Origin of the sequence: Salimicrobium flavidum (assembly GCF_900156645.1) — a bacterium.
Lineage (GTDB): Bacteria > Bacillota > Bacilli > Bacillales > Halobacillaceae > Salimicrobium > Salimicrobium flavidum.
On sequence record NZ_FTOC01000001.1, the window covers coordinates 141865 to 164149 of the forward strand.

Annotated in this window: 20 protein-coding genes; 16 read left to right on the forward strand and 4 right to left on the reverse strand. The window is 43.4% G+C overall.

The genetic code is table 11. The annotated features are described in order from the left end of the window. Positions 1-100: 100 nt before the first annotated feature. From BW944_RS00785 to BW944_RS00810, 6 genes are all read left to right on the forward strand, one after another. On the forward strand, positions 101-673 hold the full coding sequence (locus BW944_RS00785) for a hypothetical protein (RefSeq protein WP_076556430.1): 573 nt from the start codon (positions 101-103) through the stop codon (positions 671-673). A 37-nt stretch (positions 674-710) separates the two neighbouring features. Continuing rightward, positions 711-2603, forward strand: a complete 1893-nt coding sequence (gene dxs, locus BW944_RS00790) for a 1-deoxy-D-xylulose-5-phosphate synthase (protein ID WP_076556431.1) — start codon at positions 711-713, stop codon at positions 2601-2603. A gap of 4 nt (positions 2604-2607) precedes the next feature. Next, positions 2608-3426, forward strand: coding sequence for a TlyA family RNA methyltransferase (locus BW944_RS00795; RefSeq protein ID WP_076556432.1), 819 nt, complete (start codon positions 2608-2610; stop codon positions 3424-3426). Positions 3427-3454: 28 nt separating this feature from the next. Further along, on the forward strand, positions 3455-3910 hold the full coding sequence (ahrC, locus tag BW944_RS00800; RefSeq protein ID WP_076556433.1) for a transcriptional regulator AhrC/ArgR: 456 nt from the start codon (positions 3455-3457) through the stop codon (positions 3908-3910). 17 nt (positions 3911-3927) lie between these two features. Continuing rightward, complete coding sequence (gene recN / locus BW944_RS00805; protein ID WP_076556434.1) at positions 3928-5655, forward strand: DNA repair protein RecN; 1728 nt, start codon at positions 3928-3930, stop codon at positions 5653-5655. A 397-nt stretch (positions 5656-6052) separates the two neighbouring features. After that, positions 6053-7402 (forward strand): aspartate kinase, encoded by a 1350-nt coding sequence (locus tag BW944_RS00810; RefSeq protein ID WP_076556435.1) that lies wholly within the window; start codon positions 6053-6055, stop codon positions 7400-7402. Positions 7403-7613: 211 nt separating this feature from the next. On the opposite strand, the gene BW944_RS00815 is transcribed toward BW944_RS00810, so the two are convergent. From BW944_RS00815 to BW944_RS00825, 3 genes are all read right to left on the reverse strand, one after another. Beyond that, positions 7614-8339 carry a 3'-5' exonuclease gene (locus BW944_RS00815; protein WP_076556436.1) on the reverse strand — a complete coding sequence of 242 codons (726 nt, stop codon included), beginning with the start codon at positions 8337-8339 and terminating at the stop codon, positions 7614-7616. Next, positions 8339-10243 carry a DUF294 nucleotidyltransferase-like domain-containing protein gene (locus BW944_RS00820; protein ID WP_076556437.1) on the reverse strand — a complete coding sequence of 635 codons (1905 nt, stop codon included), beginning with the start codon at positions 10241-10243 and terminating at the stop codon, positions 8339-8341. The genes BW944_RS00815 and BW944_RS00820 overlap by 1 nt, the downstream gene beginning before the upstream one ends. Before the next feature lie 83 nt (positions 10244-10326). Further along, on the reverse strand, positions 10327-10560 hold the full coding sequence (locus BW944_RS00825; protein WP_076556438.1) for a DUF2627 domain-containing protein: 234 nt from the start codon (positions 10558-10560) through the stop codon (positions 10327-10329). Positions 10561-10701: 141 nt separating this feature from the next. Between BW944_RS00825 and BW944_RS00830 the strand changes: the two genes are divergently transcribed. From BW944_RS00830 to BW944_RS00875, 10 genes are all read left to right on the forward strand, one after another. Beyond that, complete coding sequence (locus BW944_RS00830) at positions 10702-12744, forward strand: sigma 54-interacting transcriptional regulator (RefSeq protein WP_076556439.1); 2043 nt, start codon at positions 10702-10704, stop codon at positions 12742-12744. 12 nt (positions 12745-12756) lie between these two features. Further along, the gene (locus tag BW944_RS00835) at positions 12757-13653 is read left to right on the forward strand and encodes a bifunctional enoyl-CoA hydratase/phosphate acetyltransferase (RefSeq protein ID WP_076556440.1); all 897 of its coding nucleotides are present in this window, start codon (positions 12757-12759) and stop codon (positions 13651-13653) included. Then, positions 13653-14750: a Leu/Phe/Val dehydrogenase gene (locus tag BW944_RS00840; protein WP_076556441.1), complete on the forward strand. Its 1098-nt coding sequence runs from the start codon at positions 13653-13655 to the stop codon at positions 14748-14750. Before BW944_RS00835 ends, BW944_RS00840 begins: the two co-directional genes overlap by 1 nt. A 13-nt stretch (positions 14751-14763) precedes the next feature. Then, the gene (gene buk / locus BW944_RS00845; RefSeq protein WP_076556442.1) at positions 14764-15834 is read left to right on the forward strand and encodes a butyrate kinase; all 1071 of its coding nucleotides are present in this window, start codon (positions 14764-14766) and stop codon (positions 15832-15834) included. A 17-nt stretch (positions 15835-15851) separates the two neighbouring features. Next, positions 15852-17273 (forward strand): dihydrolipoyl dehydrogenase, encoded by a 1422-nt coding sequence (gene lpdA / locus BW944_RS00850; protein WP_076556443.1) that lies wholly within the window; start codon positions 15852-15854, stop codon positions 17271-17273. Continuing rightward, positions 17266-18282, forward strand: a complete 1017-nt coding sequence (locus BW944_RS00855) for a thiamine pyrophosphate-dependent dehydrogenase E1 component subunit alpha (protein WP_327290567.1) — start codon at positions 17266-17268, stop codon at positions 18280-18282. The genes lpdA and BW944_RS00855 overlap by 8 nt, the downstream gene beginning before the upstream one ends. A gap of 12 nt (positions 18283-18294) precedes the next feature. After that, positions 18295-19278 (forward strand): alpha-ketoacid dehydrogenase subunit beta, encoded by a 984-nt coding sequence (locus BW944_RS00860; RefSeq protein WP_076556445.1) that lies wholly within the window; start codon positions 18295-18297, stop codon positions 19276-19278. 14 nt (positions 19279-19292) lie between these two features. After that, complete coding sequence (locus BW944_RS00865) at positions 19293-20555, forward strand: dihydrolipoamide acetyltransferase family protein (protein ID WP_076556446.1); 1263 nt, start codon at positions 19293-19295, stop codon at positions 20553-20555. Between the two features lie 91 nt (positions 20556-20646). Further along, complete coding sequence (locus BW944_RS00870) at positions 20647-21078, forward strand: BrxA/BrxB family bacilliredoxin (RefSeq protein ID WP_076556447.1); 432 nt, start codon at positions 20647-20649, stop codon at positions 21076-21078. A gap of 63 nt (positions 21079-21141) precedes the next feature. Then, positions 21142-22095: an aromatic acid exporter family protein gene (locus BW944_RS00875; protein ID WP_076556448.1), complete on the forward strand. Its 954-nt coding sequence runs from the start codon at positions 21142-21144 to the stop codon at positions 22093-22095. Between the two features lie 41 nt (positions 22096-22136). Here the strand turns inward: BW944_RS00875 and prli42 are convergent, their stop codons facing one another. Further along, positions 22137-22214 (reverse strand): stressosome-associated protein Prli42, encoded by a 78-nt coding sequence (gene prli42 / locus BW944_RS15430; protein WP_407690076.1) that lies wholly within the window; start codon positions 22212-22214, stop codon positions 22137-22139. Between the last annotated feature and the right edge of the window lie 71 nt (positions 22215-22285).

A 22285-nucleotide genomic window follows, 5' to 3' on the forward strand; every position in this document is an offset into this window, starting at 1 on the left:
TACCCGGGTGGGAAAACCTACTGGACCTAAGCTGCAATTTTTAACTGTTTTTTGACCATTCCTGGCTACATAACTACGACACCGATAATTGGAGTAAATTATGAACTCAAAACTGAAACGATCTTTATCATTTAGTTTCACTATTGCCGTTATCACTTTTGTGTTAGCGGCTATTTTTTCCGTCATTTCTTCAGCCCTTCTGAATGGAGTGCCGTGGATGATTGGTCTCATTATTGTGTTTTTTATTGCATTAATAGGGGTTTTTTTCGATATGCTTGGAATTGCAGCTACTGCCGGTCAGGAGCCCCCTTTTCATTCTATGGCTTCTGAGAAGGTTTTCGGAGCGAAGCATGCGGTTATAATTGTAAGAAATGCTGATCGTTTCGCAACTTTCTGTAATGATGTAATCGGTGATATTGCAGGGATTGTAAGCGGTACAGCTTCTGCGGTAGTGGTTTTACAACTGGCAGTCGCTTTTGGAAATGGAGATGGCTCTACCTTCCAACTGGTCCTTTCTGTTATAATGACAAGTACGATAGCGGCCTTGACAGTAGGAGGAAAGGCTATCGGCAAATACTTGGCTATCAATCATTCTACGAATATCATTTTTTTCGCTGCAAAAATCATTGCGAATGTCGAAAAGTATTCTAAATGGAAACTATTGTCAAAATAAGTGAAGCAACCATTGTTTTAACGAAGGAGGTCCACTGATGGATCTGAATAATATTAATGACCCTTCTGTCGTCAAGAATTTATCGGCGGAGGAAATGTTGGACTTAGCGCAGGATGTGCGTGATTTTCTTATCAATAATTTATCTACGACTGGAGGCCACTTAGGAGCGAATTTGGGGGTTGTAGAGCTGACTTTAGCTCTGCATCGTACGTTCGATAGCCCGAAGGATCGATTGCTTTTTGATGTAGGTCATCAGTCTTACATCCATAAAATCCTTACCGGCCGTGGCCCAGCTTTTGATACTCTTCGTCAGTATCAGGGCTTATGCGGTTTCCCTAAGCGAAATGAAAGTGAACACGATGTCTGGGAAACGGGTCACAGTTCCACTTCCCTTTCTGCAGCGATGGGGATGGCGATTGCAAGAGATCTAAAAAAAGAGGATCATTCCGTTGTTCCCATTATAGGAGATGGGGCCCTTACAGGCGGCATGGCTCTTGAGGCTCTCAACCACATCGGGCATGAGAAGAAAAATGTAACCGTTATCCTCAACGATAATGAAATGTCCATAGCTAAGAACGTCGGTGCTCTTCACGGAGCGCTGGGACGAATGAGAAGTGCGGGCAAATATAACCGTGTCAAAGATGATCTGGAATGGATTCTTAAAAAGATTCCGGCTATTGGTGGTAGAGTCGCATCTACGGCTGAACGTCTTAAAGATTCAATGAAATATTTCGTCGTTCCAGGTATGTTCTTTGAAGAACTCGGGTTCACTTATTATGGCCCTGTAGACGGTCATGATTTTGAAGATCTGCAGGAAAATCTGGAATACGCCAAAAAAACTGAGGGACCTGTTATTGTTCACGTTATGACGCAAAAAGGGAAAGGCTACCATCCGGCTGAATCCGACGTGACAGACAAATGGCATGGCGTGGGCCCTTACAAAATCGACTCGGGAGAAAAGATCAAACCTGCATCCGCTCCTCCCGCATGGAGTTCGGTAATAAGCGAGGCATTGCGTGAAGAGGCTCGGAAAGATGATAGAATCGTCGCCGTTACGCCGGCTATGGTTCTCGGGTCGAAACTGGAGAAGTTCGGAGCAGAGTTCCCTGATCGTCTGTATGATGTAGGTATAGCTGAACAGCATGCTACTACTATGTCCGCCGGGCTTGCAACCCAGGGGATGAAACCGTTTCTTGCTATATACTCCACGTTCCTGCAACGAGGCTATGATCAGGTGATTCATGATGTGGCCCGGCAGAAACTGAATGTCATATTCGGTATCGATCGTGCCGGTCTGGTTGGCGCAGATGGGGAGACCCACCAGGGAGTTTTTGATATTGCATTTTTACGTGCTGTGCCTAACATGACGATCATGATGCCGAAAGATGAAAATGAAGCCAGGCATATGGTTCATACGGCCTGTCAGTATGAAGGTGGACCAATAGCCATTCGTTATCCGCGAGGGAACGCTCTTGGAGTTGAAGTGGACGACCAGGCAAAAGAACTGGAGATAGGATCCTGGGAAGTGTTGAAACCCGGAAAAGATGCAGTGATATTGACATTCGGAACCACGATTCCTCTTGCTTTGGAAGCTGCTGAGACTCTGAATTCTCAAGGGGTTGATGCAGAAGTCGTCAACGCGAGATTCATGAAACCGATGGATGAAAAAATGCTTCACAGTATATTTGAACGTCAGATTCCTGTAGTTACATTGGAGGAAGCTGTAGTACAGGGAAGCTTCGGATCGGCAGTCCTTGAGTTTCAAAGTGATCACGGATATTACGACAGAGAAGTTAAAAGAATCGGCCTTCCGGATCGATTCGTGGAACATGGCAGTGTTAAAGACTTGTGGAAAGAAGTTGACTTTACAAACGAAAATGTTGTAAAAACTGTTCAGAATCTGATACCGAAAAGTGAAAAAAGGGCTTGAATATATGTCTAAAAAACTACGTCTCGATACGTTATTGGTAGAAAGAGGGCTGTTGGAAACGCGCGAAAAAGCAAAGAGAACGATTATGGCAGGGCTTGTTTTTTCCGAGCAGCAACGGTTGGATAAACCTGGACAAAAAGTTGATGAAAATATCGAATTAACAGTGAAAGGGAAAGCTGTTCCTTATGTAAGCAGGGGTGGATTAAAACTCGAGAAAGCCATCTCCTGCTTTTCTCTTGAGTTGAAAGATAAAATCATGGTTGATATCGGTTCATCTACAGGGGGGTTCACCGATTGTGGACTTCAGCATGGAATCAAATTAAGCTACTGCATTGATGTAGGTTACAACCAGCTGGATTGGCGTCTTAGGAATCATGACCAGGTAGTCGTTATGGAAAGGACGAATTTCCGTTATGTTACAAGGGAAGATCTTTCTGAAGGCTTGCCTGAGATAGCTACCATTGATGTTTCTTTCATTTCTTTAAAATTGATTCTTCCTGTACTCGCTGACTTACTGATACCCGGAGGCGATGTAGCTGCATTGATCAAGCCTCAGTTCGAAGCCGGTAGAGACCAGGTAGGGAAAAAAGGTATCATCAGAGATTCTGGCATTCATGAAGAGGTACTGTGTAATATACTATCTTTCGCTGAAGACCTCGGTTTCGAGACGAAGGGTCTCACTTATTCACCTATAACGGGAGGGGACGGGAACATCGAGTTTCTTGCCCACTGGCGTTTTTCCGGTCTTGGTGCCGAGAAAATGAGTGAATCGAAAATCAAGGATGTAGTAACTGAAGCCCATACCCAACTGCAGAAAAAGTAAGACAGGAGGAAGGGAGGTCTTTTGAAGTATGACGTTAAGCAAAGGTCAGAGACATATAAAAATCCGGGAAATGATCACCAGTGAAAATATTGAAACCCAGGATGATCTTGTGTTCAGGTTAAAAGAACTTGGCTATAATGTGACTCAGGCTACAGTGTCGCGGGATATAAAAGAGTTGCACCTGGTCAAGGTGCCTGTCGTCGATGGAAGATATAAATATAGTCTTCCGGCTGATCAGCGTTTCAATCCTTTAGAGAAGCTGAAGAGAATGATGATGGATTCTTTCGTAAGCATCGATCGCTCCGGACATTTCATCGTTTTGAAAACGTTACCCGGTAATGCTCATGCTGTAGGAGCTCTTATCGACAATTTGGACTGGGAGGAAATCATGGGCACCATTTGCGGAGATGATACGTGTCTTATCATTTGCAGAGCAGAGAATCAGACTGAACAAGTCAGTGATCAACTGCTCAATATGTTGTAAGTGAAGGGGTTTTCGCCATGTTAACTGAATTGACTATCAGAGATTTTGCTATTATTGATTACGTCTCCTTAACTTTGAAGGATGGACTGACTGTACTTACCGGAGAAACAGGAGCTGGTAAATCTATAATCATAGATTCTATACAATTGTTGACCGGAGCCAGGGGTTCTGTGGAGTTTGTGAAACATGGAGCTAAACGGGCAGAGATTGAGGGTCTGTTTAATGTAGAAGGAAACCATTCAGTATTTGAAAAGGGGAAAGAGTTCGGTGTCGATATCGAGGATGACGGGATGGTCGTATTACAAAGGTCGATTACTCATCAAGGAAAAAGTATCTGCCGTGTGAACGGCAAATTGGTTACTTTGGGTATTTTGAAAGAATTCGGAAAATCACTGATCGACATCCACAGTCAACATGAAACCCAGTCTCTTATGGACCCGGATCGACACATCGAATTGTTGGACACGTATGCGGAACAGGAATTGAAACAACCGAAACAGGAGTACACGAAACAATACGAAAAGTATAAATCGCTTAAAAAGAGATATAAGGAATTAAGTGATAATGAACAGGAAATGGCCCAACGATTGGATTTGCTTCAGTTTCAGTGGAGTGAACTCGATGAGGCAGAGCTGCAACCGAAAGAAGATGAAGAACTTACAGAAGAAAGAGATAAGTTGTCGAACTTCGAAAAGATTTATTCGGGATTAAACGATACGTATGAAGCATTATACGGAGAGCAAAAAGGTATGGACTGGCTTTCTCATGCCATGATGAGTCTTGATTCCACTGCGGATTACGATGAAAATTATAAACGTATGTCTGAAGAACTCTCCAATGCTTATTATATGGTAGAAGAACTCACCTTTCGTTTAAGCACGGAAATGGAAGGGCTCGAATTCGACCCGGAACGGTTGAATGAAATCGAGGAGCGGCTCGATGAAATTAACCGACTGAAACGAAAGTACGGCCAATCGGTCGAAGAAATTTTGGAACATAAAGATAAAGTTGAAGCAGAGATAAATGAAATCAACAACAAGGACTCGTTCCTTTCCAAACTTGAAGCGGAGATTGAAGATGTGACTGAAGATTTGTTGCTAGAAGCTCAGCATATACATGACATCCGTGCAGACGCCGCCGAGCAACTTGTGAATGCTGTGCATGGAGAGTTGAAGGATCTTTACCTGGAGAAGGCTGTTTTTGATGTTAGTGTGGAAAAAAGAAAAGGTAGTAAAGACTCTCCTGCACTGAACGGTCGACAGGTAAGTTTAACTTCCAGTGGTTTTGATGAAGTAAGGTTTATGATCACTACTAATCCAGGAGAACCGATGAAACCTCTGCACAAAATCGCTTCGGGAGGCGAAATGTCCAGGATCATGCTTGCGTTAAAGCAAATATTCTCAAGGCACCAGGGTATTACGAGTGTGATTTTTGATGAAGTGGATACAGGCGTGAGCGGAAGAGTCGCTCAGGCTATCGCAGAGAAGATATTCAAGATCTCCGTGAATTCTCAGGTCCTTTGTATTTCCCATCTACCTCAGGTAGCAGCAATGGCAGATACTCATGTGCAAATACAGAAAAATGTTTCTGATAATAAAACAGAAACGAACGCAAAAGAATTGGACAAAAATGAAAAAATTGAAGAAGTGGCACGAATGATCAGCGGGTCTGAATTAACGAAGACCACGTTGCAGAATGGACAGGAATTACTTAATCTTGCAGAGTCATTCAAAACCAGCGTCTAAAGAAAAGCACTCACAAGTGCTTTTCTTTTTAGCATTGAATAAGTCGTTTGTTGATTACAGATACGGAAAGTGGGGACACCAGCGGGAAATCGGGCGGCTGAAACGTTGCTCCATGGATAAGTGGCTGCCTGAATATTTATTTTCAGGATAGCTATTCAAAAAACAGAGAGCTTGAGATAGATGTGCTGAAAGTAATTGATTTCTTGAGGTGCACAAGGAAATCATTAAAGGAATAGCTATTATAAATGAAGGAATTGGAGTTTCGCTTATTCATAAGGTAACAGACGACGCTTATTTCTTATTTATGCCTATATTTCCGGTTCAATTTTTATATTGTTATGTGTTAAAATTTTAAATTGTCTAATTCTTTTATTACAATTAACGAGGAGATGTACATATGAAGGTTGTAAAATTCGGAGGAAGTTCTGTAGCAAGCGCATCACAATTGAAACAAGTCACTGACATCTTGGAGTCAGATACTGATAGGAGGATCGTCGTGGTCTCTGCACCTGGCAAACGCAGTGATGACGATGAGAAAGTGACTGATCTCCTGATTCAAATCGGTGAATCTGTCGAAAACGGAAAAAAAGATGAGAAAGCATATGAGAAAGTACTGAATCGTTTCAGAGAAATCATTGAAGAGCTTGCTCTTCCAGAGGAAACATTCACTACCATAAAGGAACGTATTGACGATGGAATAACAATGATAGAACATAAAGAACCGAACGGGCTCGATGCGTTGAAGGCGTGCGGAGAGGATGGTACTGCTATCATACTCAGTGCTTTTCTCACCAGTCGACAACACACAGCTTCTTATGTCCATCCTCAGGAAGCGGGAATCTTTCTGAAGGATGAACCGGGAGGAGCTCTGGTGCTTGATGAAAGTTTCGATCACCTTTATGAACTGAGAAAAAGAGATGGGGTTCTTGTTATTCCTGGATTCTTTGGGTATACCAAAGAAGGCAAACTTATTACATTTTCCCGTGGCGGGTCCGATATCACCGGTTCGATTGTGGCAGCGGGAGTAAAAGCGGACCTGTATGAAAACTTCACCGACGTAGATTCTGTATACTGTGTGAATCCGTCCATCGTCGAAAACCCTAAGGAAATGAAATATTTGACCTACAGAGAAATGCGGGAGCTTTCTTACGCGGGCTTCTCCGTCTTCCACGACGAAGCATTAATACCTGCCTTTAAGAAACGCATACCTGTTTGTATAAAAAATACTAATAATCCGGAAGCACCCGGCACGATGATTGTAGCTGACAGAAAGGATACCGATGGAGATGTAGTGGGAATAGCAAGTGATGACGGGTTCATTACAATCTACGTCAGTAAATACCTCATGAACCGTGAAATCGGGTTTGGACGACGTCTTTTACAAATCCTCGAAGATGAAGGTGTTTCGTTTGAACATGCGCCGTCAGGTATAGATGATATGTCAGTAATCCTAAGAGAAACAGCTTTATCCAAAGAAAAAGAAGATATCGTGCTGAAAAGGATCAAAGATGAGTTGGAAGTGGATACTGTCGAAGTTGAACGTGATATGGCAATGATCATGATTGTAGGCGAAGGCATGAATCAACGTGTAGGAGTTGCAAGTAAAGCTACCCAGGCTTTCAAAAATGCAAATGTCAATCTTGAAATGATCAACCAGGGTTCTTCTGAAGTATCCATGATGTTCGGAATTCACGCCGATGGAATAGAAAAAGCGGTGAGGGAGCTTTATAAAGTGTACTTTACTTAAAAAAACAGGCCTTGTCATCGTTCGTTGTTGTTTTTCTACGGGGGAAGCTTGTCGCGGGCATGACGTAAGCTTCCTGAATCTCCCTACGTTCGATCCCGGTGATTTCTCCGTTCATGCTCAAAACGCAGGTATCTCAGGCCTTCGTTTTGAAATCAGCAACCGGCTTTCACAGAACCGATAATGATTGTCCCTTGAAAACAGGCAGAAGAGCTCAGCTCTTCTGCCTGTTTAGTAGTTGTTGCAGTACGGAATAAGTAGTTATATTATGCTCTTTTTTCATAATCAGTAGAAGCTCTGAAAATAAATCGGCTGTCATGTTAGCGTCATTCAATGCGTGGTGTCGCTCCAGACTGTGAATGTTGAAATAGTGGAGCAATGGGTCGAGCCGATGACTCACATCGGGTAATGCATATTTTGCCATTTGCTGCGAATCGATGCAGGGAGGCGAATATTCAGGAAGTTTCCAGCGTTTCACCATAGCCCTCAGAAATCTTACATCAAAATGGGCAGGGTGTGCTACAAGCGTGCTGTTTTCTGAAAAAGTGAGGAAGCGTTGGAACCCTTCGAGAAAAGAAGGTGCCTGATTCAGAGCGTCTCTTGAGAGATTCGTAAGTGATAGAATATGGTTTGGTACAGGTCTGATCGGTTTGATCAACTGATGCATTTCATCTAGCTTTTCGGAGTTGCCGTTCATTCGAACTGCTCCGATGGAAAGTATTTCATGACCTATTTCAGGTAGAAATCCTGTAGTTTCCAGATCGAAGACCGTATAATCCCTCTTGTCCAATCGATCGGAATTCTGGGTGTCGGACCGATTTGTAATATACATACAAAGGTCATGGTACTCACTCGTCTGAAAGTATGGTTTCATTTTGAAATAGTAAATAGGTTTTTCCATGAAAATGTATTTCAGGATTTGCAGATCTATGGGTATCATCACATCACCCGATTCCTGTTATAGCTAAGCTCAAGAACTTGCTGGAGACGTTTGGCTACGTTCAAAGCTTCTTTCAAAGAGCGTCGTTCCTGTTTTTGGATTTTCGATAATGATACGAAATTATTCAACGGACGTCCTTCTTCGAGCTGCTGTAGATTGGAATGCAATCGCAATAACATTAATCGATGCAGGGAGAGTTTAGCATTTTCGGCATCTCTCGGGTGAAAATGGTTTCCTTGTGCTAATAATGTCAGCCTTTGAACAGTGTTATTAGCTTCCACCCCATACTTCATACTATATATACGAACCGCATTTACAATCTGCATGGTGGCAGATCGCTTCAAATCTATCATCCGTTTTTTACCGGCTCCATTGATTCGTCCGAATGGCTGGATAGGAACCTTGAAGCGCAGTGTATCCTTCATAAGCAATTGATGAAGACCGAGGGAATGCTGAACTTTTTCAGTTACATATTTTTTCAATTCATAGGCTAAGGAGTAATCTCCGAATACAGGACGGAAATCCATGAAAATAGTGAAGTCTCTGATTTCTTCAGCGTCTAACTTCTTAATCCATTCGTCCACGCTTGATTTCCATTCCTGTTCCTGTTTTCTCCATTTTTTCTCTTTTGCCATAATACCTCCTGAGCAATAAGGGAATCCACATTCATCAAGCATATCATTGATTCTTTTAGAAAATCTCTTGAAATACATAGAGATTTCTTCTTTATGGGCAGAGGTTTCATAATTTGAAAGAATGAGGCCATTGTCCTGGTCTGTAGAGATCATCTGTTCCTTCCTGCCGCCGCTTCCCATAATCAGAAAACAATAGTTGATGGGAGGAGCTCCGTGTCCGAGATCTACCATTTCATCTTCTGCGATTTGAATAATCTGTTTATGAATACGGTCATTGTAATTCGTGATCAACTCTGCGATGTGATAGGCGAGCATATTATCCTCAATCAAGCTCCGTATGAATTTCTGGAATTTTTCATTATATGCAGGGGAAAGCTCCTGTAGTTCTTCTACAGTTCTTGCATTGGAGATTCTATAGGTAAGATCAAAGTAGACAGACTGATCAATCTGGATAAAAGAGGATTGTCTCAAAATGCCTGCGACCTGGTCCTTGTGCATCACAGGTATAATCGTAGCAGGATGGTGTTTCAAGTAACTGAGGGCATCAAAGATGAATTCCTCTTCGTTGACACTGAAATTTTCGTCTATCATGTATTTGCTTACATAAGCGTAAGAATCACCCTTCATAAAAGCTTCTACTACTTCATGATAACTGATCATACCTTCAAAATTTTTGTTGTTATCTGATACGATCAGGCCTTCCACTTCTTCGATCTTTAATGTTTCAGCTGCTTCTGCTATGGTTCGCTTAGAGTGGATGAATGTAGGCTTTTCCATGTAATGTTTGGTTCTTTCTTTGAAAAGACTGGTTTCATTTTCTCCTTCATCATTGGAATCTTTGTATTTGACTTCATCATATAGGCTTTTGGTGAGGTCGCTGAGCATGTCGAGGACTACCTGGGAAAAACGGGGGTTGTCCTCCATGATTTTTATAAAAGCCGATCGCTCAATTTTCAGAGTGTGAACCGGCTCCAGACACCGGACTGAAAATCTCATGTTTTCACTCGTTAGGAGTACCATTAATCCTATGAGATCACCGGGGTAAAAGTAACGGATGGAATGCTGTTTTCCGTTTGATCGGTACATAATACTATCCGCCACACCACTGATGAGCATGTGAATATCTGATTCTTTCTGGTCCTCGTGAATGATGAATTCATTCGTTGCATATTCTTCATAAGTAGAGTTCCTGAAAAGATCCTGTATCTCCTTTTCATTGAGTAATTCAAAAGGGTATTGGTTCTCTAGAACTTCCAGGTCAAGGTTCATACAATCTTCCTTTCTGATAAGATGCTATTCTATCATAGTATGAAAAAACGAATATCCACTAAAAAAGTAGAGCTTTTTAAGCCCTACCTGCTTTCAAAACGTCCTTTCGTCTTGTTCCTTTTTCTATCGCGGTGCAGGATAAAACCTCCTATGAAAAGAAGCCCTCCAACTACAAGAATCACTCCGATAACACCCTGAAGGAATAAATGCAAGAACACCGGTTGTAATTCTCCAAATAATGCATCCCGTATCAGCTTTATCCCGTAAACTGCCAAAATTCCCGGGACCACCAGCACGAGAAGGGCGATCAAACGCATAGGCCAAACTCCTTTGCCATTCAGTAATAATTACTAATAGTATAGCAAAAAAATCACTGGTAGGGAAAGGTTCTACTATTGCCAAATCATGCAGAATCATTTATGATTTAAGTGTGCAAAAAGTTGCAGGGTGTGATGCGAATGAAACGAGTAATAATTGTAGGAGCTGGGACAGGTGGAAGTGCTCTGTTGGAGCTGTTGAACGAAACGGATCAGCTGGAAATCGTTGCTATCACTGATGTTGACAGTCAGGCTGACGGTTTGCGAAAGGCTGCAGAATTCAGTGTGCCTACAGGTACTGACTGGAAGGATTGGCTGGATGATTCCATTGATATCATTTTTGAAGCAACAGGGGATGAACAGGTCTTCCGGGAATTGCAAAACGGAACTTCACAAAATGTTGTGGTAGTCCCGGGAACAATAGCATATGTTTTCTCTACCTTACTCGAAGAAAAAAATGCTCTCTTATCTGAGAAAATCGAGCAGGCCCATAATCAGGATTTGATATTGAATAGTATCCATGACGGGATGATTGTCATCGGTTCTGATAACCTTGTAACATTTATCAACCAAAGCGGGGAAAAAATTCTACATACAACCAAAGAACAGGTTATTCACCGCCCGGTGAAGGAAGTGATTCCACTTTCGAGATTACCTGAACTGCTCGTAACAAAAGAGAAAGAAGTGAACAAGGAATTAACGCTAGCCAGCGGCAAGAAGATATTGACAACGAGAATTCCGATGGTGGATGCAGAAGGAAACACGATTGGTGCTTACGCAATTTTCAAAGATATAACTGAAGCGGTAGCTCTTGCTGAAGAACTTACGGATATCAAGGAAGTTACTACGCTACTTGAAGCTATCATACAATCCTCAGAAGAGGCGATTTCCGTCGTTGATGAGAACGGCACAGGATTAATGATCAATCCTGCTTATACGAAAATCACAGGACTAACCGAGCCGCAGATCATAGGAAAACCGGCTACAGCTGACATCTCCGAAGGGGAAAGTATGCACATGCAAGTGCTTCGTACCGGGGAGCCAGTGCGCGGGGTACAGATGAAAGTAGGACCAAAAGAAAGAGATGTACTTGTTAACGTCGCTCCTATCATCGTAGATGGCGTGATTAAAGGTAGTGTAGGCGTTTTACATGATGTTTCGGAGATATATCAGTTGAATGAAGAGCTTTCAAAAGCAAAGCAGCTCATAAGAAACTTGAAAGCCTCGTATACGTTCGCAGATCTCGTCGGGGAATCTGAAGCACTTCAACTGGTTATCGATCAAGCTAAGATTGCTGCCAATACTTCCGTTACAGTGCTATTAAGAGGCGAATCGGGAACGGGAAAAGAACTCTTGGCTCATGCAATTCATCAGGAGAGTGAGCGTCGGTCGGAGAAATTCATACGTCTGAACTGTGCGACTATGTCCCACTCTCTTATTGAAGAAGAGTTGTTCGGTCTCAACGGTGAGGAAGGTAAAAAAGGATACTTTGAAGACAGTCATAATGGAACTCTTTTTCTGGACGAAATCGGGGAACTGCCTCTTGATGTCCAGGCTAAACTTCTAAGGGTACTTCAGGAAAAAGAAGTGAAGCGGACCCGCAGTAGTGAACCGAAAAAAATAGATGTGAGAGTCATAGCTGCCACGAATATGAACTTGGAAAAAGCGATAGCAAATAAATTCTTCAGGGAAGATCTATATTACAGACTGAATAAACTTCCCATTCAAATCCCTCCTCTTCGTGAACGTAAGGAAGATTTGACAGAACTTGTCTTTTTTCTGCTTGAAAAGTTGAATGAAGCATACGGTCGCAGAGTAGCAGACATAGAAAGAACGGCTTTCGAACGACTGAAAGAATATGATTGGCCCGGGAATGTGAGAGAACTTGAAAATATTCTCGGAAGGGCTTTCATAAATATGGATCATACAGAAACTGTGATTAAAGACCATCATTTGCCGGCCTTAAGCAGTAGCGTGACCCCTGAGCTGAATGGAGATATAGAATGGTCCGGGTTTCAACTGCAGGAGGCTCTGGATCAATATGAAAAACAGATTCTGGTGCAGGCATTCCGGGCCCACAACTTCAATAAAACAAGAACAGCAAAGGCTTTGGGTGTTTCGATACGGAACTTGTACTATAAGCTTGATAAATATGGTTTAAGCAAGAATGACAATCAGAATTAAGAGGTGGGAATGATGAAACGTCTGGATCAGTTACTGGAAAATAGACCGGCAGAGACACATACAGTCGCCGTGGCTCAGGCGGAGGATTCCGGGGTTTTAGAAACGGTCAGCCAGGCCGTTTCTAGAGAATTATGCTCCTTCAATCTCTTCGGTGAGGAAAGAAAAATAAGAGATATTGCACAGCAAAACGACATTTCACTCGGTGACAAGGTGACGATCATCGATACCGGGCCGGGAAAGGCTTCAGAGGAAGCGGTCAAGGCAGTGCGTTCCAGGAAAGCTGATGTTCTCATGAAAGGAGCAGTGGATACGGGCACGCTTATGAAGCAGGTGCTTTCTAAAGAATATGGGTTGAAACAGGAAAAGGTTTTGTCCCACGTTGCCCTTTTTGACTTTTCAGATTACAAAAAAGTTTTGTTTCTTACGGATTCGGCGCTTAATATCAAGCCTGATCTTCAGCAGAAAGCGCAAATTATCGAAAACGCTGTTCGGGTGGCTCATCGTACAAATACCGATAATCCACTTGTAGCTCCATTAGCCGCAATCGAAACGGTGAACCAGACAATGGAAGCTACTACGGATGCGGCTTTATTGACGCAAATGAATAGAAGAAACCAAATAAAAGACTGTATTGTTGATGGACCGCTCGCTTTTGATAATGCCATTAATGAAGAAGCCGCAAGTAAAAAGGCAATAGATTCTGAGGTAGCCGGACAGGCGGATATATTAGTAGCACCTGATATTGAGGTGGCGAACGTGTTGTATAAATCATTTGTTTATTTCGCAAAAGCGAGAGTTGCAGGAATTATTGCCGGAGCTACAGCACCGATAGTATTAACTTCCAGGTCCGACAGTCCCGAGAACAAACTTCTGTCTCTGGCGCTTGCTTTACAAGAGGAGGAAAAATAATGGAGATTTTTAGCTACATGGAAACATACGATTATGAACAGTTGATATTTTGTCAGGATAAAACATCCGGATTGAAAGCGGTGATAGCGATTCACGACACAACCCTGGGCCCAGCTCTTGGAGGTACGAGGATGTGGACGTATAAATCCGAGGAGGATGCGGTGGAAGATGCTCTCCGACTCGCAAAAGGGATGACTTATAAAAATGCGGCCTCTGGATTGAACCTTGGCGGAGGGAAAACAGTGATTATCGGAGATCCGAAACAGGATAAAAATGAAGAGATGTTTCGTGCATTCGGCAGGTATATCCAGGGATTGAATGGTCGTTATATTACTGCGGAAGATGTAGGTACCACCGTCCAGGATATGGATCTGATCTACGAAGAAACGAATTTCGTCACCGGGATTTCTCCTGCTTTCGGCTCGTCCGGTAACCCTTCCCCGATTACTGCGTACGGTGTGTATAAAGGGATGAAGGCAGCTGCGAAGGAAGGGTTCGGGACCGATGACTTGAAGGGCAGAACAATTGCTGTGCAGGGGATAGGTAATGTAGCCTTCAATTTATGCCGTTATCTACATGAAGAAGGGGCCCACCTTATCGTGACGGATATCAATCAGGAAGCAGTAGACAGAGCTTGTGAAGAATTCGGAGCGCGTGCAGTGGACCCGGATGATATTTATGACGTGGATTGTGATATTTACGCCCCCTGTGCTCTTGGAGCTACGTTGAACGACGATACGATTCCAAGAATCAAAGCTAAGGTGATTGCAGGTGCTGCCAACAACCAGCTGAAAGATGCCTCTCACGGGGATATCCTTTTTGAAAAAGGGATCGTCTACACTCCCGACTACGTTATTAATGCAGGTGGGGTCATTAACGTCGCTGATGAGCTGAATGGCTATAATAAGGAACGGGCCATGAAAAAGGTGGAGACGATTTATGATAATGTCCGCCAGGTATTCGAAATATCAAGAAGAGATAACATACCTACAAATAAAGCTGCAGATCGACTTGCGGAAGAACGGATCGAACGGATGAGGCATTCTAGAAGTCAGTTTCTGCAAAATGAAAAACATATATTGAAAGATCGCATATAAGAGGAGACTATCCATGGATTTTCAAACACTTGTCATCAACCCGGGGTCTACTTCAACGAAAGTAGCACTTTTCAAGAATAATTCAGCTGAGTGGATTCAAAACATTCGTCATGAACAGGAAGAGTTGAAACAATTCAAAAGGCTGAAAGACCAATATGATTTCAGAAAGAACGTAATTTTAGAACTCCTCCATCAAAAAGGATACACGCCTGAAGAACTGGATGCAGTTTGTGGAAGAGGGGGGTTACTCAAGCCCATCCCGGGTGGAACATATGAAGTGAATGAAAAAATGCTGCACGACCTGAAAACAGGATATAACGGAGAGCACGCGTCGAATCTCGGAGGACTAATAGCGTATGAGTTGGCCGGAAAGACGGGGGCGAAAGCATTCATCGTCGACCCGGTTGTAGTAGACGAATTGGATGATATTTCCCGTCTTTCAGGGGTTCCGGAACTACCGAGAAAAAGTATTTTCCATGCCCTGAATCAGAAAGCTGTAGCCAGGCGTGCCTGTGAAGACCTTGGCATTCCATATGAAGAAGCCGATCTCATAGTTGCTCATATGGGAGGAGGTATTACAGTAGGCGCTCATCATAAAGGCAGGGTAATAGATGTCAACAACGGCCTTCATGGAGAAGGTCCCTACTCGCCTGAAAGGGCAGGGACGGTCCCGGCAGGAGATCTGGTCCAATTGAGTCTATCAGGAGAATACTATATAGATGAAATAATGAAGAAACTTATCGGCAAGGGTGGACTTACTGCATATCTCGGTACAAGTGATGCGGTAGAAATCGAATCCCGGATTGAAAAAGGAGACGAAAAGGCTGAACTGATCTACGAAGGTATGGCTTATCAGGTAGCCAAGGAAATAGGGAGTCTCAGTGTCATATTAGGAAAAGAAATCGATGCCATAGTACTCACTGGAGGACTGGCTTATGGCAAGGAATATGTGAACTGGATAAAGAATAGAGTCGACTGGATTTCTGAAGTCCTTGTTTATCCGGGAGAGGACGAAATGGCGGCACTGAATGAAGGCGCCCTTCGTGTATTGAAAGGTGAAGAGGAAGCGAAAGTTTATTCTTAGCATAGGGAGGAATAAATGTGGCGAATGAGTATGATTTAGTTGTTCTTGGGGGAGGTACTGGCGGCTACGTTGCAGCGATCAGGGCGTCTCAACTTGGAAAGAAAGTTGCTATCGTTGAAAAAGGGGATCTTGGGGGTACATGTCTTCACAGAGGGTGTATTCCATCGAAATCCCTTCTGAAAAGCGCCGAGGTTTTTCAGCAGATGAAAAATGCCGAAGAGTTCGGCGTTTCCGCTGAAGGAATAAGTCTTGACTTCAACAAAGTCCAGGAGCGGAAGCGTTCTGTAGTTGAGAAACTTTATAGTGGTGTCCAGGGTCTGATGAAGAAAGGAAAAATTGATGTTTATGAAGGCCACGGAAGAATTCTTGGCCCATCGATCTTCTCCCCGTCTGCCGGTACCATTTCTGTGGAGATGAATAACGGCGAAGAGAATGTAATGCTTATACCGAAGAATGTACTTCTGGCCACAGGCTCAAAACCTAAGACCCTGCCAGGGCTACATATTGACGGGGAAAAGGTTATGACGTCCGATGAGGCTCTGGAGATGGAGGCATTACCTGCATCGATCATCATTGTCGGCGGAGGAGTTATAGGGATGGAATGGGCGTCTATGCTTGCGGATTTCGATGTCGAAGTGACTGTTGTCGAATTCGCTGACAGAATACTGCCCCAGGAAGACGGAGATATCTCTAAAGAGATGGAACGTCTGATGAAGCGAAAAGGTATCACTATCCATAAGGGAGCTAAACTTCTTCCTGAGACGTTGAAGACAGGTGAAAATGTGACAGTCAGCGCCTCTACCGGCGATAAAGAACTGGAACTGCAGGCAGAGAAATTACTCGTATCGATAGGCAGATCAGCAAACATAAAAGACATCGGCTTAGAGAATACGGATATAGAAGTGGAGAACGAAGTAATTAAGACCAATGAGATGGGCCAGACGAAAGAAAGTCACATTTATGCTATCGGTGATGTAATCGGAGGATTACAACTCGCCCATGTGGCATCTCATGAAGGCATGACCGCTGTAGAACACATGAATGATCTTTCTCCGGCATCTGTGGATCATAAACTTGTCCCTTCCTGTATTTATTCCAACCCGGAAGCAGCCCGAGTAGGCTGGACTGAAGAAGAGGCTACCAATGCAGGCTTTCAGGTGAAAATAGGTAAATTTCCTTTCCAGGCTATTGGTAAGGCTCTCGTGGAAGGGGAATCGGATGGGTTTGTGAAAATAATTGCAGATCAGCAAACAGATGACCTTCTTGGTGTTCATATGATCGGTCCGGATGTTACGAATCTGATTTCAGAGGCTGGCCTTGCTAAAGTACTTGATGCCACTCCGTGGGAAATAGCCTCAAGTATACATCCGCATCCGACACTCTCCGAAGCGCTCGGAGAAGCTGCGATGGCAGTGGACGGAAAACAAATTCATGGTTGATAAGGGAGGTATTGAAATGACCAAGAATAGACACGAAGAATTAGGGTTGAGTGATGATCAGGTTTTCGATATGTATCGGACAATGCTTTTAGCCAGAAAAATTGACGAAAGAATGTGGCTGCTGAACCGCTCCGGAAAAATCCCTTTTGTAATTTCCTGCCAGGGGCAGGAAGCTGCCCAGGTAGGAGCTTCTTACGCACTCAATTTGGAAGAGGATTATGCCCTTCCCTACTACCGTGACATGGGGATCGTCCTGTCATTCGGAATGACGGCGAGGGAGCTTATGCTTTCAGCTTTTGCCAAAGCGGAAGATCCTAATAGTGGAGGAAGACAGATGCCTGGTCACTTCGGCCAGAAGAAAAATAGAATTGTTACCGGGTCTTCCCCTGTCACCACTCAGGTCCCTCATGCTGTAGGTATTGCTCTTGCTGGAAAAATGGAAAAGAAGGACTTTGTAAGTCTTGTCACTTTCGGAGAAGGGTCTTCCAACCAGGGCGATTTTCATGAAGGGGCTAACTTCGCGGGCGTGCATAAACTTCCGGTCATTTTCATGGTAGAAAACAATAAGTACGCTATTTCTATTCCGGTAGAGAAGCAGATCGCATGTGAGAAGGTTTCCGATCGTGCAGTCGGGTACGGTATGCCCGGGGAGACAGTGGACGGGAATGATCCTCTGGCTGTCTATGAAGCTGTGAAGAAAGCAGCCGACCGTGGCAGAAACGGAGAAGGCCCGTCTCTTATCGAAGCGGTCTCCTATCGCCTTACTCCACACTCGAGTGATGATGATGATAGATCCTACAGAGGAAAAGACGAAGTGGATGAAGCGAAGAAAAGAGACTCACTGATCACATTCGGTAATTATTTACGTGAGGCGGATATATTGACTGAAGAGAAAGAAAAGCAATTGGAACAAGAGTTGAAAGATATCGTCAATGATGCTACTGATTATGCTGAGGAAGCTCCCTACGCTTCTCCTGAAACGCTGTGGGATTATGTATATGAAGAGTGAGGAGGATGTGAAATGCCGGTAATATCGTATATTCAAGCTGTTACTCAAGGTCTGAAAGAGGAAATGAGAAGAGATAATAAGGTTTTCGTATTAGGAGAGGATGTCGGTGTGCGTGGAGGTGTCTTCCGCGCGACGGATGGACTTTATGAAGAGTTCGGTGAAAACAGAGTCCTCGATACCCCACTTGCCGAATCGGCGATTGCCGGAGTAGGAATTGGAGCTGCCATGTATGGTATGAGGCCGGTCGCTGAAATGCAGTTTGCAGATTTCATTATGCCGGCTGTCAACCAGATCATCTCTGAAGCTGCCAAAGTCCGTTATCGTTCGAATAATGACTGGAGTGTTCCTATGACGATTCGAGCTCCTTACGGGGGAGGCGTCCACGGAGCTTTGTATCATTCACAATCTGTAGAAGCATTATTTGCCGGAACCCCTGGTCTGAAAATAGTTATGCCTTCCACTCCATACGATGTAAAAGGCTTACTGAAGGCTTCTATCAGAAGCAATGATCCTGTCCTTTTCTTTGAACATAAACGGGCCTACCGTCTCATCAAAGGCGAAGTGCCGGAAGAAGACTACACCCTGCCGATCGGAGAAGCGGATGTTAAAAGAGAAGGATCGGATATTACCGTCATCACTTACGGGTTATGTGTACATTTTGCCCTCCAAGCAGCAGAAAAACTTGAAAAAGACGGAATCGACGTTCATATCCTTGACCTGAGGACTATATATCCCTTGGATAAAGAAAGCGTGATTCAAGCGGCTAAAAAGACTGGAAAAGTACTGTTGATCAGTGAAGATAACAAAGAAGGAGGCATCATTTCAGAGGTGTCAGCCATCATTAGTGAAAACTGTCTGTTCGACCTCGACAGTCCGATTGAGCGATTGGCTGGGCCAGACGTTCCGGCAATGCCTTACGCCCCTTCTATGGAGAAACATTTTATGATGAACCCGGACAAAGTTGAAAAAGCTATGCGGAATCTTGCAGAGTTTTAGAGAGGAGAGCTCATATGGCAATTGAAAAGATCAACATGCCTCAACTCGGTGAAAGTGTAACGGAAGGAACGATCAGTACCTGGCTTGTGAAGCCCGGCGATAAAGTGGAGAAGTATGACCCTATTGCGGAAGTAATGACTGATAAAGTGAATGCTGAGGTCCCTTCATCTTTTACCGGGACCATTACGGAATTACAAGCGGAAGAAGGAGATACGATTTCTGTAGGGGAATTGATTTGTTATATAGAAACCACTCAGGGATCGGATCAATCCGAAGCAGAGGATGATATACCGGAGGATAAAGAAAAAACTGAGACTCCTCCTGAGAACAAACAAAAGGAAGAGGCGTCCGGAACGAAGCCGAGATTTTCTCCAGCTGTAGTATCACTGGCTTCCAAATACGATATAGATCTGAAAGATGTGACCGGTACCGGGAGCGGCGGTCGTATCACTCGTAAGGATGTAGAGAAATTTCACTCCGAAGGAAAAGGAGCAGACGTCAAAGAAGAAAGCAAACCATCAAAAGTCACTGCCGAACCTTCACCGCAAAAGGAATCTGCACCTTCTCCGTCTGCGAATACAGGCGACAAAGAAATTCCTCTATCAGGAGTTAGAAAAGCGATCGCTTCAAATATGGTGACTTCCACTACAGAAATACCGCATGCCTGGATGATGGTGGAAGTGGACGTTACGAATCTTGTCAAACTAAGAGAAAAGCACAAAGAAAGTTTCAAAAAAGAAGAAGGATATAGCCTAACCTACTTTGCATTCTTCGTTAAAGCTGTAGCCCAGGCTCTTAGAGAATACCCGGAACTGAATAGTCAATGGGCAGGGGACAAAATCATTCAAAAGAAAGACATCAATCTGAATATTGCAGTAGCGAAAGAAAATGAACTATTCGTACCTGTCATCAAGCAGGCGGACGAAAAAAGCGTCAAAGGTATTGCCAGAAGTATATCCGATTTAGCTTCAAAAGCACGTCAGGGTAAACTTACCTCCGAAGATATGCAAGGCGGTACTTTCACCGTCAACAACACCGGCTCTTTCGGTTCTGTGCAATCTATGGGCGTTATCAACCATCCTCAATCTGCTATCCTGCAAGTGGAATCTATCGTAAAAAGACCGGTTTATATGGATGGCATGTTCGGAGCCAGAGATATGGTGAACCTTTGTCTATCTCTGGACCATCGCGTGTTGGATGGTCTTATCGCAGGCAACTTTCTACAAAAAGTCAAAGAGAATCTGGAATCTCTCCGGTTGGACGACTCTATTTATTAACAGTAATTAAATTATGTAAACCGCTACTTAATTGAAACATTTCCTGCTGGTTGGTAGAATGTGTATAACACATAATAAAGGAGCGAGTTAAATGGATTTCAATTTATATATGGAAGACGTCGTGACAAAAGCGAGAAATGAAATCGTAGATGCCGGCTATCAGGAACTTACTACACCGGAAGAGGTGGATCAAACTCTTCAGCAGGATGGAACGACATTGGTCATGATTAATTCTGTATGCGGTTGTGCCGGTGGGATAGCAAGACCTGCGGCTTTGAATGCTATTCACTATGATAAAAGACCGGACCGCCTTGTTACCGTTTTTGCCGGTCAGGATAGAGAAGCGACAGAAAGAGCGAGAGAATACTTTGAAGGGTATCCACCTTCCTCTCCTTCATTTGCGCTTTTGAAAGATGGTAAGATTCAAAGCATGGTGGAGCGTCATGATATTGAAGGCTTCGAGCCGATGGAAGTTATCGGTAAACTTCAGAAAGATTTTGATTCCTATTGTGAAGAAATATAGTTGTGAAAGAAAATGGGTCTTTGTTTTCAAAGGCCCCTTTTTGTATGAAAGGATTTACGATAAATGAAAATAGGTTCACGCACGATTAAGACGGCTTTAGGTACACCTATTGCGATTTTAATTGCTCAGTGGATGGGGCTCGACAACTTCGCCTCAGCAGGTATCGTGACGATCCTGTGTATCCAGGCTACGAGGAAGAAATCTCTTCTTTCCGCCTGGCATCGGTTTGCTGCCTGTATGCTGGCGATTCTATATTCGTATATTTTCTTTGAAGGTCTGATCGGATTCACCCCATGGGCTATTGGAGTGATGCTTTTAGTATTCATTCCGACCACTGTGCGGTTGAAAATCACGCCGGGTATTATAACCAGTTCCGTAATCATTCTCCATTTATACACGTTCAGTGAAATCAACCTCTCTATTATATGGAATGAATTTCTATTGATTGTAATAGGGATAGGTATTGCGCTGTTACTCAACATTTATATGCCGAGTCTTGAAAACAGCCTCGAAGAATATCAGATTGAAGTGGAATCCTATTTTTCTATCATCTTGAAAGAACTGGCTGCTTACCTGAAAGAAGAAAAATATACATGGGCAGGCGAAGAATTGACAAAAACAGCAGAATTATTGGAAAAAGCGAAAGCACTCGCTTTTAGAGAAGTTGAAAATCACGTACTTAGAGCCCATCATCCTTACTATCATTATTTCCATATGAGGACGAAGCAGTTCGAATTACTCGAAAGAATGTTGCCGCTAGTAATACGAATATCTCAGCACGATAAATATGCCGATAAAATCGGCGACTTCTATGAAAAATTATCAGAAGCGGTTCATCCGGGAAATACGGCTGTTTTGTATTTAAAAGAATTGAAGGAAATACGTGATTATTTCAGAGAGGAACCATTGCCAGAATCACGAGAAGAATTTGAAAGTAGGGCAAGCCTCTTCCAATTACTGAATGAAATAGAGGATTATCTGATCATTAAGCGTTCATTCAAAAAAAGTGATATATAAAAAGCAGTCGTGAGCTTCACGACTGCTGAATCCATAACTAATTATAAGAAATAGCCGGCTCCCATTAACAGGGACGACAACAACATAGAAAATATCATGATATAGATGATTATTTTCATTCGTCTGTCACGCTTTGATGGTTTTCTTTGCTCCGCCAAGGGTGAGACCTCCTTCAAAATCACATGCTACC

Coding starts and splice junctions, on each gene's coding strand:
- BW944_RS00785 (WP_076556430.1), top strand. CDS start 101: ATGAACTCAAAACTGAAACGATCTTTATCATTTAGTTTCACTATTGCC.
- dxs (WP_076556431.1), top strand. CDS start 711: ATGGATCTGAATAATATTAATGACCCTTCTGTCGTCAAGAATTTATCG.
- BW944_RS00795 (WP_076556432.1), top strand. CDS start 2,608: ATGTCTAAAAAACTACGTCTCGATACGTTATTGGTAGAAAGAGGGCTG.
- ahrC (WP_076556433.1), top strand. CDS start 3,455: ATGACGTTAAGCAAAGGTCAGAGACATATAAAAATCCGGGAAATGATC.
- recN (WP_076556434.1), top strand. CDS start 3,928: ATGTTAACTGAATTGACTATCAGAGATTTTGCTATTATTGATTACGTC.
- BW944_RS00810 (WP_076556435.1), top strand. CDS start 6,053: ATGAAGGTTGTAAAATTCGGAGGAAGTTCTGTAGCAAGCGCATCACAA.
- BW944_RS00815 (WP_076556436.1), bottom strand. CDS start 8,339: ATGATACCCATAGATCTGCAAATCCTGAAATACATTTTCATGGAAAAA.
- BW944_RS00820 (WP_076556437.1), bottom strand. CDS start 10,243: ATGAACCTTGACCTGGAAGTTCTAGAGAACCAATACCCTTTTGAATTA.
- BW944_RS00825 (WP_076556438.1), bottom strand. CDS start 10,560: ATGCGTTTGATCGCCCTTCTCGTGCTGGTGGTCCCGGGAATTTTGGCA.
- BW944_RS00830 (WP_076556439.1), top strand. CDS start 10,702: ATGAAACGAGTAATAATTGTAGGAGCTGGGACAGGTGGAAGTGCTCTG.
- BW944_RS00835 (WP_076556440.1), top strand. CDS start 12,757: ATGAAACGTCTGGATCAGTTACTGGAAAATAGACCGGCAGAGACACAT.
- BW944_RS00840 (WP_076556441.1), top strand. CDS start 13,653: ATGGAGATTTTTAGCTACATGGAAACATACGATTATGAACAGTTGATA.
- buk (WP_076556442.1), top strand. CDS start 14,764: ATGGATTTTCAAACACTTGTCATCAACCCGGGGTCTACTTCAACGAAA.
- BW944_RS00855 (WP_327290567.1), top strand. CDS start 17,266: ATGGTTGATAAGGGAGGTATTGAAATGACCAAGAATAGACACGAAGAA.
- BW944_RS00860 (WP_076556445.1), top strand. CDS start 18,295: ATGCCGGTAATATCGTATATTCAAGCTGTTACTCAAGGTCTGAAAGAG.
- BW944_RS00865 (WP_076556446.1), top strand. CDS start 19,293: ATGGCAATTGAAAAGATCAACATGCCTCAACTCGGTGAAAGTGTAACG.
- BW944_RS00870 (WP_076556447.1), top strand. CDS start 20,647: ATGGATTTCAATTTATATATGGAAGACGTCGTGACAAAAGCGAGAAAT.
- BW944_RS00875 (WP_076556448.1), top strand. CDS start 21,142: ATGAAAATAGGTTCACGCACGATTAAGACGGCTTTAGGTACACCTATT.
- prli42 (WP_407690076.1), bottom strand. CDS start 22,214: ATGAAAATAATCATCTATATCATGATATTTTCTATGTTGTTGTCGTCC.